General features: G+C 69.0%; 11 protein-coding genes. 8 read left to right on the top strand and 3 right to left on the bottom strand.

Features of this window, described 5'->3' with window-relative positions; translation table 11 throughout:
• Positions 1 to 249: 249 nt before the first annotated feature.
• From ITJ49_RS15680 to ITJ49_RS15695, 5 genes are all read left to right on the top strand, one after another.
• Complete coding sequence (locus ITJ49_RS15680; protein ID WP_055963094.1) at positions 250 to 735, top strand: FBP domain-containing protein; 486 nt, start codon at positions 250 to 252, stop codon at positions 733 to 735.
• A 93-nt stretch (positions 736 to 828) separates the two neighbouring features.
• The gene (locus ITJ49_RS17705; RefSeq protein WP_228514607.1) at positions 829 to 1,971 is read left to right on the top strand and encodes a sigma-E factor regulatory protein RseB domain-containing protein; all 1,143 of its coding nucleotides are present in this window, start codon (positions 829 to 831) and stop codon (positions 1,969 to 1,971) included.
• A 17-nt stretch (positions 1,972 to 1,988) separates the two neighbouring features.
• Positions 1,989 to 2,948 carry an ATP-binding cassette domain-containing protein gene (locus ITJ49_RS15685; protein ID WP_370544567.1) on the top strand — a complete coding sequence of 320 codons (960 nt, stop codon included), beginning with the start codon at positions 1,989 to 1,991 and terminating at the stop codon, positions 2,946 to 2,948.
• Positions 2,938 to 3,834, top strand: a complete 897-nt coding sequence (locus ITJ49_RS15690) for an ABC transporter permease (protein ID WP_370544568.1) — start codon at positions 2,938 to 2,940, stop codon at positions 3,832 to 3,834. The genes ITJ49_RS15685 and ITJ49_RS15690 overlap by 11 nt, the downstream gene beginning before the upstream one ends.
• Positions 3,835 to 3,946: 112 nt before the next feature.
• Positions 3,947 to 4,531: a type 1 glutamine amidotransferase domain-containing protein gene (locus ITJ49_RS15695; RefSeq protein ID WP_228514608.1), complete on the top strand. Its 585-nt coding sequence runs from the start codon at positions 3,947 to 3,949 to the stop codon at positions 4,529 to 4,531.
• A 40-nt stretch (positions 4,532 to 4,571) separates the two neighbouring features.
• Here the strand turns inward: ITJ49_RS15695 and deoC are convergent, their stop codons facing one another.
• Entirely contained in the window at positions 4,572 to 5,258 is a 687-nt protein-coding gene (gene deoC, locus ITJ49_RS15700) for a deoxyribose-phosphate aldolase (RefSeq protein WP_194606517.1), read from the bottom strand.
• A 97-nt stretch (positions 5,259 to 5,355) separates the two neighbouring features.
• On the opposite strand from deoC, the gene ITJ49_RS15705 reads away from it, so the two are divergent.
• The 3 genes from ITJ49_RS15705 to bla are packed head-to-tail and all read left to right on the top strand — an operon-like array spanning position 5,356 to position 9,580.
• Entirely contained in the window at positions 5,356 to 7,899 is a 2,544-nt protein-coding gene (locus tag ITJ49_RS15705) for an ATP-binding protein (protein WP_194606591.1), read from the top strand.
• The gene (locus tag ITJ49_RS15710) at positions 7,896 to 8,579 is read left to right on the top strand and encodes a response regulator (RefSeq protein WP_194606518.1); all 684 of its coding nucleotides are present in this window, start codon (positions 7,896 to 7,898) and stop codon (positions 8,577 to 8,579) included. Before ITJ49_RS15705 ends, ITJ49_RS15710 begins: the two co-directional genes overlap by 4 nt.
• Complete coding sequence (bla, locus tag ITJ49_RS15715) at positions 8,576 to 9,580, top strand: class A beta-lactamase (RefSeq protein WP_194606519.1); 1,005 nt, start codon at positions 8,576 to 8,578, stop codon at positions 9,578 to 9,580. The genes ITJ49_RS15710 and bla overlap by 4 nt, the downstream gene beginning before the upstream one ends.
• 144 nt (positions 9,581 to 9,724) lie before the next feature.
• Here bla and ITJ49_RS15720 read toward each other — a convergent pair whose 3' ends face one another.
• Positions 9,725 to 10,621: an NAD-dependent epimerase/dehydratase family protein gene (locus ITJ49_RS15720; protein ID WP_194606520.1), complete on the bottom strand. Its 897-nt coding sequence runs from the start codon at positions 10,619 to 10,621 to the stop codon at positions 9,725 to 9,727.
• On the bottom strand, positions 10,618 to 12,228 hold the full coding sequence (locus ITJ49_RS15725; RefSeq protein ID WP_194606521.1) for an ABC-F family ATP-binding cassette domain-containing protein: 1,611 nt from the start codon (positions 12,226 to 12,228) through the stop codon (positions 10,618 to 10,620). Before ITJ49_RS15725 ends, ITJ49_RS15720 begins: the two co-directional genes overlap by 4 nt.
• Positions 12,229 to 12,294: the final 66 nt, after the last annotated feature.

Consider the following 12,294-nt stretch of genomic DNA (forward strand, 5'->3'; position numbering starts at 1 on the left):
TCCGGCGTCGCCGCGAAACTGCTGAACTCCACCTTCAAGACCGACGCCGTCAAGGCCGACCTCCTCGTCGGAGTCGCGACCATCAGCGCCCAGATCACCAAGTAACACCCCCTCCCAGCACCATCCGAACGGCCCGTCGCACCCTGTGCGTCGGGCCGTTCGGCGTACGCCCGGCAGCAGCGGGCCTGCGGGCCTCTGTCGGAGGCCGTAGCTAGGCTGGACCGACACCGATTGAGCGAAGGGCCGACTGTGAAGCCGCTGACCGAAGACGACATCCGCTCGTCGTTCGTGAACGCCCTCCCCGGCGATCTCGACCGTCTGCCCATTCCCGGGCTGCACGAGATGCTCTGGGAGGAGCGCGAATTCCTCGGGTGGCGCGACAGCCAGGCCCATCTGCGCGGGTACATCGTCGTCTGGATGGATGACCGGCCAACCGGCCTCGTCGTTCGCACCGCCTCCACGACATTGCGCCCCGGCATCGCCGCCATGTGCTCTCTCTGCCACTCTCCCCAACCCGCCACCCAGGTGCGTCTGTTCACAGCACCCCGGGCTGGCGAGGCCGGGCTGAACGGCAACACCCTCGGCACGTACATCTGCGAAGACCTCGCGTGCTCCCTCCTGATCCGCGTCGCACCGCCCCATCTGAATCCTCCGGAGCGGATCGCCGAACGCGCCGCCGGGCTTCTGGCGCGCGTGCAGAACTTCACTGCCGGGGTCATGAAGACGGCAGGCTGACGCCTGTCGACCGATCGCCGCTTCTCCGAGTCGGCTCGCAGACTCGCGACGTAGCCTGCCGAATCACATGAGTCGCGTAAGAAGGTCGTAGCAATGCTGCAGAAATCGAAGCTCCGGTGGATCCCCGCGATCGCCGTTCCCGCCGTCGTCATCGCGGGCGCGGTCGCCATTCCCAGCATGGCCAACGCCGGCGTCTCGCTGCCCTCCAAGTCAGCGGCGCAGATCGTGGCTCTCGCCGAGAAGAGCGCGGGCACGTCGTTCTCCGGCACCGTCGAGCAGACGGCCAACCTCGGTCTTCCCGACCTCTCGTCGTTCGGCGGGGCGACTTCGGGCGACGACGGCTCGGGCGTCTCCGACATCGTCAGCCAGCTGAGTGGCACGCACAAGGCCCGTGTGTTCGTCGACGGCTCCTCGAAGTCGCGCGTCCAGACGCTCGACCAGCTGGCGGAGCGCGACGTCATCCGTAACGGCACCTCCGTCTGGGCCTACGACTCCAGCGACAAGTCGGCCGTGCACCTCACCCTCCCCAGCCGAGACGAAGACATGCCCTCGGCCAGCGCGACGCCCTCCACCGGTGCTGTGCCGACCGACCCGGCCACCGCCGCAGCCTCGGCCCTCAAGGCAATCGCTCGCTACACGACGGTCTCTACCTCAGAGAACGTTCGCATCGCCGGCCAGAAGGCCTATCAGGTCACGCTCGCACCCAACGACTCGAGCAGCCTGATCGCGACCGCGACCCTGGCCGTCGATGCCACGACCGGGGTTCCGTTGCGAGTCGCGGTGACGGCCAAGGGCCAGACCGACCCGGCCTATTCCGTCTCGTTCACCTCGATCGACTACTCCACCCCGGCGGCCTCGACGTTCGCCTTCACGCCTCCACAGGGCGCGACCGTGAAGAAGATCGCGGTGCCCGACCGCTCGGCGCACGCGGGCGGCACGACCACGAAGTCCCATCCCGGCATCACCAGCCGCAACGACCGCATCGCGAAGGCGAAGGCAGGAGCCCAGCCGACCGTCATCGGCACCGGATGGTCGACCATCATCGGTGCGAACCTTCCCACATCGGCGGTCAGTGCGCTCTCGAGCGACGACACGCTCGGTCAGGTCTTCACACCGGTCGACGGCGGACGCCTGCTCAAGACGTCGCTGGTCACCGTGCTGATCACCGACGACGGCGAGGTGTACGCGGGCGCCGTGACCCCCTCTGCCCTCCAAGCCGCCGTCGCCGCGCAGTAACCCCCGCTCTGCCACCCGTGACCGCCGACCCCCTCGTGGCGACGACCGAACTCGCAATCGAGACGACGGGCCTCACCAAGGCCTTCGGACGCCAGCGGGCCGTCCACGACGTCGACCTCGCGGTGCCTCGCGGAAGCGTCTACGGCTTTCTCGGGCCGAACGGCTCGGGTAAGACGTCGACCATTCGCATGCTCCTCGGTTTGACCCAGGCGACCGGCGGCCAGATCCGGCTTTTAGGATCCCGCATGCCCGACGATCTTCGAAGCGTCCTGCCGCGTGTCGGCGCCCTGGTCGAAGGCCCCGCGTTCGCGCCCTACCTCTCCGGCCGGGCCAATCTGCGCCGGCTCGACACAGCCGACCGCGACGCGCCCGGCGCGACCCGCAACTCCCGTGTCGACGAGGCCCTCGACCGGGTCGGGCTCGGTCACGCCGCCGACAAGAAAGCTCACGCCTACTCTCTCGGGATGAAGCAGCGGCTCGGAATCGCCGGCGCACTGCTCATGCCGCGCGACCTGCTCATCCTCGACGAGCCGAGCAATGGCCTCGACCCGCAGGGCACGCGCGAGGTGAGGTCGCTCATCGGCTCTCTCGCCGCCGACGGCACCACGGTGTTCGTGTCGAGCCATCTCCTCAGCGAGATCGAGCAGATGTGCACGCACGTCGGCGTGATGAGTGCGGGGCGCCTGCTGCTTCAGGGCACGCTCGACGACGTGCGGCGCCAGGGTGTGCAACGCGTCACCGTCGTCACACCGGATGCCGAGGCGGCGCAGCGGATCCTTGCGTCTCTCGGCCTCGAACCCGAGCTCCTGCCGACGGGTGTCTCCGCTGCGCTGCCGACCACCGAACAGGAGCCGGAACGCCTGAATGCGGCCCTGGTCGCCGGTGGTGTGCGCGTGCGCGGCTTCTCGGTGTCGGGAGCGACCCTTGAGGATCGCTTCGTCGACCTGACCGGAGAAGGATTCGCCGTTGCCGAATGACACCGTGCCCGCTGGCACCTGGCCGAATGACACCGCGCCGAACAAGACGGCCTCTCGACCGACGGGCGGCAGCTCGCTGGGGCTCGCGCTGCTCGGGTCGGAGGTCCGCACGCTCTTCCGTCGAGTACGCACCATCGCCATGCTGGGTGCGCTGGCGGCCATCCCCATCCTCTTGGCGATCGCCGTGCGGGTGACGTCCGACGGAGGAGGCGGCGGGCCGGCGTTCCTCGGCGACATCACTCAGAACGGTCTCTTCGTCTCGCTCACGGCCCTCGTGGTCGCCATTCCCCTCTTCTTGCCGCTGACCGTCGGCGTCGTCGCGGGCGACACGATTGCGGGTGAGGCCGGTGCCGGAACGCTGCGCTACCTGCTCGTCGCCCCGGCCGGACGCGTGCGCCTGCTGGTCGTGAAGTACCTCGCGACGGCGCTGTTCTGTCTGACCGCGACTCTCGTCGTCGTGGTCGTCGGCGGAATCATCGGGGCGATCCTCTTTCCGGTGGGGCCGGTCACGCTTCTCTCCGGGCAGACCGTCTCCTTCGGCGAATACGTGCTCCGCCTGCTACTCCTCGCCCTGTACGTCACCGTCTCACTGCTCGGGCTGTCGGCGATCGGCCTCTTCATCTCGACGCTGACCTCGGTGCCCGTCGGAGCCATGGCGGCGACCATCGTGCTGTCGACAGTGGCGCAGATCCTTGGGTCATTGCCCCAATTGGAGTTCCTCCACCCGTGGCTTTTCACCGACCATTGGCTGGAGTTCGGCGACCTCCTCCGCACACCGCTCTCGTGGGGGTCGTTCGGCGACAACGCCCTGCTTCAAGCGGGCTACCTCGTCGTCTTCGGCTTTCTCGCGTGGGGTCGCTTCTCGACCAAAGACATCCTGAGCTGAGGCGACCTCGGTGAGCGCCGCTGTCCCCCGCAAGCTGGACTCGACACGACGTGGCGAGACTACGGTCACGGGCGTAAGGGTTGTCGGAGTCGACGCCCGGAAGGAGCCCATCATGACCACCGATCTCACCGGCCGCCGCGTTCTGGCCATCGTCACCAACTACGGCATCGAACAGGACGAGCTCGTCAAGCCCGTCGAGCACCTGCGCGAGGCAGGAGCACACGTCGACATCGCCGCCACCACGCTCGACCCGATCGAGACCCTGGTCGACGACAAGAAGCCGGGCCAATCGGTCACGCCGACGATCACCCTCGACGACGCCGACCCCGCCGCCTACGGTCTTCTGCTCGTCCCGGGCGGCACCATCAACGCCGACACCCTCAGGACGTCCGAGCGTGCCGTCGAGATCGTGCGATCCGTCGTCGATGCCCACGGCGCCATCGCGGCGATCTGCCACGCGCCCTGGACCCTCGTCGAGTCGAAGGTCGTGTCGGGCAAGAAGCTCACGTCGTTCCCGTCGCTCCGCACCGACGTCGTGAATGCGGGTGGCGACTGGGTCGATCAGTCGGTGGTCCGCGACGACTCGAGCTCGTGGACGCTCATCACCTCACGGAACCCGGACGACATCCCCGACTTCCTGCGCGAGATCGACAAGGTCCTGGAGTCGCTCGAGACGCCGCAGCAGCCGGTTCTCTAGAAGCGAGTCGGCGAGCGGGGGCAGACCCACGCGACCGGTCTCAATAACCGGCCGTGTGGGATCCTGCACCCGCCGTGTCGTCGGCGGCGAGCATCGCTCGCGAGCCCGAGACTCCGAGGCGGGTGGCGCCTGCGGCGACCATCTGGCGCGCGTCGTCGAGGCTGCGGACGCCACCGGACGCTTTGACGCCGAGGCGAGGAGCGACGGTCGCGGCCATGAGCTCGACGGCGTGCTCGGTGGCTCTGCCGGTGGGGTGGAAGCCCGTCGACGTCTTCACGAAGTCGGCGCCCGCGCTCTCGGCGGCTTTCGAGACCGCGACGATCTCGTCGTCGGTCAGGGCTGCCGACTCGATGATGACCTTGAGCACCGTGGGGGCCGGTGCCGCGGCGCGAACCGCGGCGATGTCGCGCTCGACGCCGTCGAAGTCGCCGGCCTTTGCCGCGCCGATGTCGATCACCATGTCGATCTCGTCGGCCCCGAGCGAGACCGACTCGGCTGCCTCGGCGGCCTTGACCGCAGAGGTGTGCTTGCCGCTCGGGAACCCGCAGACCACAGCGACCTTAAGGTCAGACCCCTCGGGGATCACGACGGGCAGCATCGAGGGCGAGACGCACACCGAGTAGGTGCCGAGCTCCGCGGCCTCGGCGATGAGGGCATCGACGTCGGCGCGGGTCGCCTCCGGTTTGAGCAGCGTGTGGTCGATGAGGCGTGCAATGTCTGAGGGCATGAGACCAGGCTAGTCGCCTCGAATTCGAAGGGGATCCGCCCCGCCCGATACCGTGGGGGCTGACCATGTGGGTGTTCGACGAGAGGTGGGGGTGAGCGTGAAGAGAGGGCAGCTCCGCGTGTTGCTCGGCGCCGCCCCCGGTGTCGGCAAGACCTTCACCATGCTCGAAGAGGGCGCGCGACTGAAAGCCGAGGGGCGAGACGTCGTCGTGGCTGTCGTCGAGACGCACGGCCGGGCTGCGACCGCCGCCCTCACCGATTCACTCGAGATCCTCCCCCGAGTGGTCTCGCGGCACCGCGGGGTCGAGCTCACCGAGCTCGACGTGGCCGGGGTGATCGCGCGCCGCCCGAGCCTCGCCCTGGTCGACGAACTCGCCCACACCAACGCCCCGGGCGGTCGCAACGAGAAGCGCTGGCAAGACGTGCTCGACCTGCTCGAAGCGGGCATCGACGTCATCTCGACCGTCAACGTGCAGCACATCGAATCGCTGAGCGACGTAGTGGAGCAGATCACTGGCGCACCGCAGCGCGAGACGATCCCCGACGCCGTGCTCCGTTCGGCCGACCAGATCGAGGTGATCGACCTCGCCCCGCAGGCTCTCCGCGATCGCCTCGCCGAGGGCAACGTGTATCCCGCCGCCCGCATCGATGCCGCCCTCTCCAACTACTTCCGGCTCGGCAATCTGACGGCCCTCCGCGAGCTCGCCCTGCTGTGGCTGGCCGACGAGGTGGAGTCGTCGCTCAAGGCCTACCGGGCCGAGCACGGCATCGACAGCAAGTGGGAGGCCCGCGAACGCGTCGTCGTGGCCCTGACCGGCGGCCCCGAGGGCGACACCCTTGTCAAACGCGGCGCTCGGATCGCTGCCCGCTCGGCGGGAGGCGATCTCATCGTCGTGCACGTCAGCCGACAGGACGGCCTCGCCGAAACGCACCCCGGCGCGCTCGCCTCGCAGCGTGCGCTCGCGGAGAAGCTCGGCGGCAGCTACCACCAGGTGATGGGCGACGATGTGCCGCGCGCTCTGGTCGACTTCGCGAAGTCGATGAACGCCACCCAGCTTGTGATCGGGGTCAGCCGACGCTCGCGACTCGCCGCAGCGCTCTCGGGCCCCGGCATCGGTGCCACGGTGATCCGCGAATCGGGCTCCATCGACGTGCACATCGTCTCGCACGCCCGAGCGGGCGGCCAGTTCACGCTCCCCCGCGTCGGCGGCGCTCTGACGCTCCAGCGCCGGCTCATCGGCCTTGCCCTGACGCTCGCGCTCGGGCCGCTCGTGACCTGGCTCCTCACGGCGCTCCGCTCCGACGACACCCTCACCAGCGACGTGCTCGTCTACCAGCTGCTCGTCGTCGTGATCGCCCTCGTCGGCGGCATCTGGCCGGCCCTCGTCGCCGCTGTGCTCTCCGGGCTCACCCTGGACTTCTTCTTTGTGCAACCGATCCACAGCGTGACGATCGATCAACCGTTGCACTTCATCGCCCTGGGCCTCTACGTGGTCAATGGCCTGCTCGTCTCGTACGTCGTCGACCAGGCGGCCCGCCGATCCCGATCTGCCGCCCGAGCCCTCGCCGAATCCGAGCTCCTCGCGACCGTCGCCGGGAGCGTGCTGCGCGGCCAAGACGCCCTCGAGGCCCTCGTGTCACGCACCCGCGAGGTCTTCGGCCTCACCAGCGTGCGAGTGCTCTCCGATGGTGAAGTGGTGTCGGAGTCCGGGCAGCCCGACCGCGACGACCGGATCACGACAGTGCCGGCCGGGTCACACGGCTCGCTCGAGCTCCGCGGGCCCACCCTCGCCGCCACCGAGCAGCGTCTGCTGGGCGTCATCGCCACTCAGGTCGACGCCGCCCTCGAACGATCCGCCCTCCGGCAGGCGGCCGACGAGGTAGCCCCCCTCGCCCAGGCCGACCAGATGCGCACCGCGCTGCTCGCCGCGGTCGGCCACGACCTCCGTCGACCGCTCGCCGCCGCCACGGCCGCCGTAACGGGCCTTCGCTCCCCCGGTGTCGAGTGGTCGGCTGCCGACCGCGACGAACTCCTCACGACCGCGAGCGAGAGCCTCGACTCGCTCGCGACCCTCGTCACCAACCTGCTCGACGTGTCGCGGGTGCAGGCCGGCGTCCTCGCGGTGTCTCTCTCCGCGGTCGACGTGGATGACGTGGTTCTTGGGTCGCTCGACGAACTCGGCCTCGGCCCCGACCGGGTCGAACTCGGACTGGCCGACTCCCTCCCGCCTGCGCGCGCCGACGGGGTGCTCCTGCAGCGGATCGTCGTCAACCTGCTCGACAACGCAATCCGCCACGCACCGCCGTCGACGAGGGTCCGCGTCGCGGCGAGCGAGTTCGGCGGACGAGTCGAACTTCGGGTCGCCGATCACGGCCCGGGGATCTCGAAGGAGCGACGAGACGAGGTGTTCGTTCCGTTCCAGCGACTCGGCGACACCGACAACACCACGGGGCTCGGACTCGGGCTCGCGCTGTCACGGGGATTCGCCGAGGGCATGGGCGGTACGCTCGACGCCGAAGACACACCGGGAGGTGGACTCACGATGGTGGTGTCACTTCCCGTGGCGGCTGGCGCGGAGTCGAGCGGCGGTGGGCCCGGATCCTCAGGTTCACCCGCCCCGAAAAAGGAGCCTGACGCATGAAGATCCTCGTGGCCGACGACGACCCGCAGATCATCCGGGCCCTGAGAATCACCCTCGGCGCCGCCGGATACAAGGTGGTCACCGCTGCCGACGGTGCCGCCGCCCTCGCGCAGGCCATCTCGCAGCACCCCGACATCGTGATGCTTGACCTCGGCATGCCGCACCTCGACGGGGTCCAGGTCGTGCAGGCGCTGCGGGGCTGGTCGCAGGTGCCGATCCTCGTCGTCTCGGGCCGCACCGGGGCCGCCGACAAGGTCGACGCCCTCGACGCGGGCGCTGACGACTACGTGACGAAGCCCTTCGCCATGGACGAACTGCTGGCCCGCATCCGAGCTCTCACCCGTCGGCTCGCGGGGCCGAGCGAGTCGCCGACCGTGCGCCTCGGCGACATCGCCATCGACATGGCGTCGCGCGTCGTCACCGGGCCGGACGGCGCGATTCGCCTCACTCCGACCGAGTGGCGCCTGCTCGAGCTGCTCGTGCAGAACCCGGGCCGGCTCATCACCCGGGAGGCCATGCTTACCCAGGTGTGGGGTCCGTCGCACGCCCGCGACACCGGGTACCTCCGCCTGTACCTCGCGCAGCTGCGCAAGAAGCTCGAACCCGTGCCGGCCAGCCCGCGCTACTTCGTCACCGAGCAGGGCATGGGATACCGATTCGTGCCGCAGGGGCTCGTGTGAGACGGCGCGGCAGCGCGATCGCCGCCAGCGCGCTCGTTGCGGCCGTGCTGCTGACCGGCTGCACGAAGGGTGGGCGGGGGGCGAACAACACCGAACCGGCATCGGTATCGGCCTCCGCCACCGACGCGGCGGGCACGACCGCGCCGAGCCCGAGCCCGAGCCCGACCCCGACCCCGACCCCGACCCCGACCACGGCAACGACCACTCCGTCGACGAGGGCCGCATTCGGCGCTCTCGAGAACAAGTACGGCGCACGACTCGGTGTCTTCGCCGTCGACACCAGCCCCACCTCCGGCAGCGAGACGGCCATCGCCTATCGCCCCGGCGAACGCTTCGCCTTCGCCTCGACCTACAAGGCCCTGGCCGCCGGCATCCTCTTCAAGCAGTCGACCGAAGCCGAGCTCGACCACACGATTCACTTCACGGAGAGCGACCTCGTCGACTACTCCCCCGTCACCGAGAAGCATGTCGCCAGCGGCATGACCGTGCGCGAGATCATCGCCGCCGCTCTCCAGTACAGCGACAACACCGCCGCCAACCTGATGCTCGATCAGCTGGGTGGCCCCGCCGGGCTCACCGAATCGCTCCGCTCGCTCGGAGACGCGACCACGAGGGTCGACCGTCCCGAACCCGGCGTGAACGAGGCGATACCGAAGGATCCGCGCGACACCACGACACCCACAGCCATCGCGGGCGACCTCCGCTCGTTCCTCCTCGGCGGTGCGCTCGCTACCCCGCGCCGCTCCGAGATGACCACCCTCATGCTCGGCAACACCACCGGTGCGCCCTGGATCCGCGCGGGAGTGCCCTCGACGTGGAAGATCGCCGACAAGACCGGCAATGCGTCGTACGGCACGCGCAACGACATCGCCGTCGCCTACCCACCGGGGCGCGCGCCGATCGTCATCGCACTGCTCAGTGATCGAGGCACGGTCGACGCTGCGAGCGACGACGGGCTGCTGGCGGACGCCACTCGCGTCGTCGTGGGCGCGCTCGAGTAGTCCCGCTGCCGGCCCCGCCGCCAATTTGAGAGCGATTCGGCCTACCGCCACCACGCTCGCCTGGATCCGCGCGGCCGAGATTGAGATCACTCGCAAATTGGCGGCCGGCAGCCTGACAGCCGGCGACCAAAGCACGCCCCGGCCCTAGGGGTGCCGCACCCCGGCACCCGCGAGCACAGCCCGGTAGCCCTCGCGGTAGGTCGGGTAGGCGAACTCGAAGCCCGTGGAATGCAGGAGGCCGTTGTCGCAGCGCTTGTCTCCGGCTGCTCCCCTGGCCATCTCGGATCCTTCGCTCGGTTCGTCGACATCGAGCTCGGCGGCGATGAAGCGCAAGACGTCGGAGAGGGGCGCCGACTCGTCGTCGACCCCCAGCACGACCGGAGGAGGCGTGGCAACGTCGAGGGCGAGGTGCACGATGGCCGCCGCCGCGTCGTCGCGGTGGATGCGGTTCGTGTGCGGCGAGTTGCGCGGGGCGTGCGCGCCCTGGCGCACCTGGTCGATGAGACGCTCGCGGCCGGGGCCGTAGATGCCGCCGAGGCGGAGGGAGACGGACTTCCAGCCCGACGCGGCGGACCGGGAGGCGAGCAACTGCTCGGCCTCGAGCAGGATCGCGGCGGTGGGGCCCGACGCCGTGGCGGGGGTGTCTTCATCGACCACGCTGCCGTCGGCCACGTCGTAGACGGCCGTCGAGGAGACGAACACGATACGCGGCGACGCCCCCGAGGCGGTGACGGCGTCGAGCACGTGCTGGAGCCCGTCGAGGTAGGTGGCGCGATAGACGTCGGGGTCTCGGCTGCCGGCGGCGAGCGCAACGACGACCACAGCGGTATCCGCCGGGATCACGGGTGCGTCGACCGAGAGGTCGAGGCTCTGCCGGTCGAAGGAGCCGGGCAGCAGGTCGGCCTGGCGTCGGATTCCGACCACACGCAGGCCGCGTTCAGCGAATCGGAGGCCGGCCTCGGTGCCGAGGTCGCCGGATCCTGCGATGACTGCCGTTCGCGGGGCGCCAGCGCCCGGGAAGCGGTGCGACGAGTCGCTCATGCGGCGCTCATCTCGAGCTCGGAGGCGGCGGCCCCGTCGGCTCCGAAGACGAGGCGACGGTTCGCGACCTTGTCGGCGAAGAAACGATCGTGGCTGACGACGATGACGGCGCCCGGAAAGTGCTGCAGAGCCCGCTCCATCACCTGCGTGCTGGCGAGATCGAGGTGGTTGGTCGGCTCGTCGAGGAGCAGGACGGACGCGCCCGACAGCAGGCACTGGGCCATCGCGACTCGCGCGCGCTGACCTCCCGAGAGGGTGCGGATGCGGCTCTGCAGGTCGGCCTCCGAGAACTGGAACATCGTCAAGAAGCGGCCCACCGATTTGCGCGTGGCGGTCAGCGCGAGACTGTCGGGCATCGCATTGACCGCGTGAGTGACCGTGTCGTTGCCGTCGAGCTCGTCGAGCATGCGGTTGTACGAGACCACCTTCGCTCCGGCGGCCCAGTTCGCTGAGCCACTGTCAGCCTTCTCGTCACCCGTCAACACGCGAAGCAGGGTGCTCTTGCCCGAGCCGTTCGAACCGAGCACGACGATGCGATCGCGGCGCCGCACCTCGAACGAGACGCCTTCGAACAGTGTTCGATCGCCGTAGCCCTTGGCGAGCCCCTCGATGCGACCAAGGACGTCTTTGACGTGCAGGCCGCCGTAGATCTCGGTGATGATCTGGTCGACGGGTCGCGGCGTACGGGCTTTCTTGATCTTCGAGAGCTCTTTCGAGAGCCCTGTACCGGCCTTTGCCGCCTTGACCGCCTCTCGACGATCGGAGATCCCCTCCGACTCGAACGCGAGCAACTCCGACTCGTGAGCGAACTGCTGCTCGAGCGTCTTCAGCCGGAACTGCTTTTGCACGATGTACTCGCCGAAGTTGCCGGGGTACTCGTGCAGATGGAAGTTCTCGACCTCGACGATGCGGGTCGCGATCGCGTCGAGGAAGCTCCGATCGTGCGAGACCACGATGGCGGCACCTTTGAAGTCGCGGAACCAGGCCTCGAGCCACTCCACGCCCGCGACGTCGAGGAAGTTCGTCGGCTCGTCGAGGAGGAGGACGTCAGGATCCTGCAGCACGATCTTCGCCAGGGCCGCCCGGTTGCGCCACCCGCCCGAGAGATCGTCGATCGTGCTCGTCCGGTGCGCGTCGTTGAACCCGAGCACGCTAAGCGCCGTGTCGATGCGGCGGCCGTACTCCCAGCCGTCGAGGCGATCCATCTCGGCGAAGAGCTCGGACTGGCGCTCGATCAGCGTGGTCAGCTCGTCACCGCCGTCGGGATCCATCGCCACGACGGCGATCCGCTCGTCGATGGTGGCCAGCTCGGCCTCGATCGCGCGGATGTCGGAGAAGAGGGCCTCCAGCTCGTCGACGATGGTGAGCGTGCCGTCGAGCTCGGAGAACTGCGAGAAGTAGCCGACCTTCACACCCTGCTCGACAGTGACCGTGCCCTCGTCGGGATCGACCTGCTCGAGAATCAGCTTCAGCAGCGTCGTCTTGCCCGAGCCGTTGCGCCCGATCAGGCCGACCCGGTCACCGGAGTCGAGCTTCAAGAAAGCCTCTCGCAGCACGGGACGGTTCTCGAAGCGGACGGAGACGTCGTTCAGACGGATGAGACTCATAGGCGACAGTCTGACAGGAGCGCCTGCGCGGGAACTTTCTGGGCGCTCTCGGCGTTGGGGCGTGTA

This window comes from Frondihabitans sp. VKM Ac-2883 (assembly GCF_015350875.1).
Taxonomy (GTDB): Bacteria; Actinomycetota; Actinomycetes; order Actinomycetales; family Microbacteriaceae; genus Frondihabitans.

Bases quoted from the DNA above. Each gene is read 5' to 3' on its own strand.
- ITJ49_RS17705 (WP_228514607.1), top strand. From the start codon at position 829: ATGCTGCAGAAATCGAAGCTCCGGTGGATCCCCGCGATCGCCGTTCCC.
- ITJ49_RS15695 (WP_228514608.1), top strand. From the start codon at position 3,947: ATGACCACCGATCTCACCGGCCGCCGCGTTCTGGCCATCGTCACCAAC.
- deoC (WP_194606517.1), bottom strand. From the start codon at position 5,258: ATGCCCTCAGACATTGCACGCCTCATCGACCACACGCTGCTCAAACCG.
- ITJ49_RS15710 (WP_194606518.1), top strand. From the start codon at position 7,896: ATGAAGATCCTCGTGGCCGACGACGACCCGCAGATCATCCGGGCCCTG.
- ITJ49_RS15720 (WP_194606520.1), bottom strand. From the start codon at position 10,621: ATGAGCGACTCGTCGCACCGCTTCCCGGGCGCTGGCGCCCCGCGAACG.
- ITJ49_RS15725 (WP_194606521.1), bottom strand. From the start codon at position 12,228: ATGAGTCTCATCCGTCTGAACGACGTCTCCGTCCGCTTCGAGAACCGT.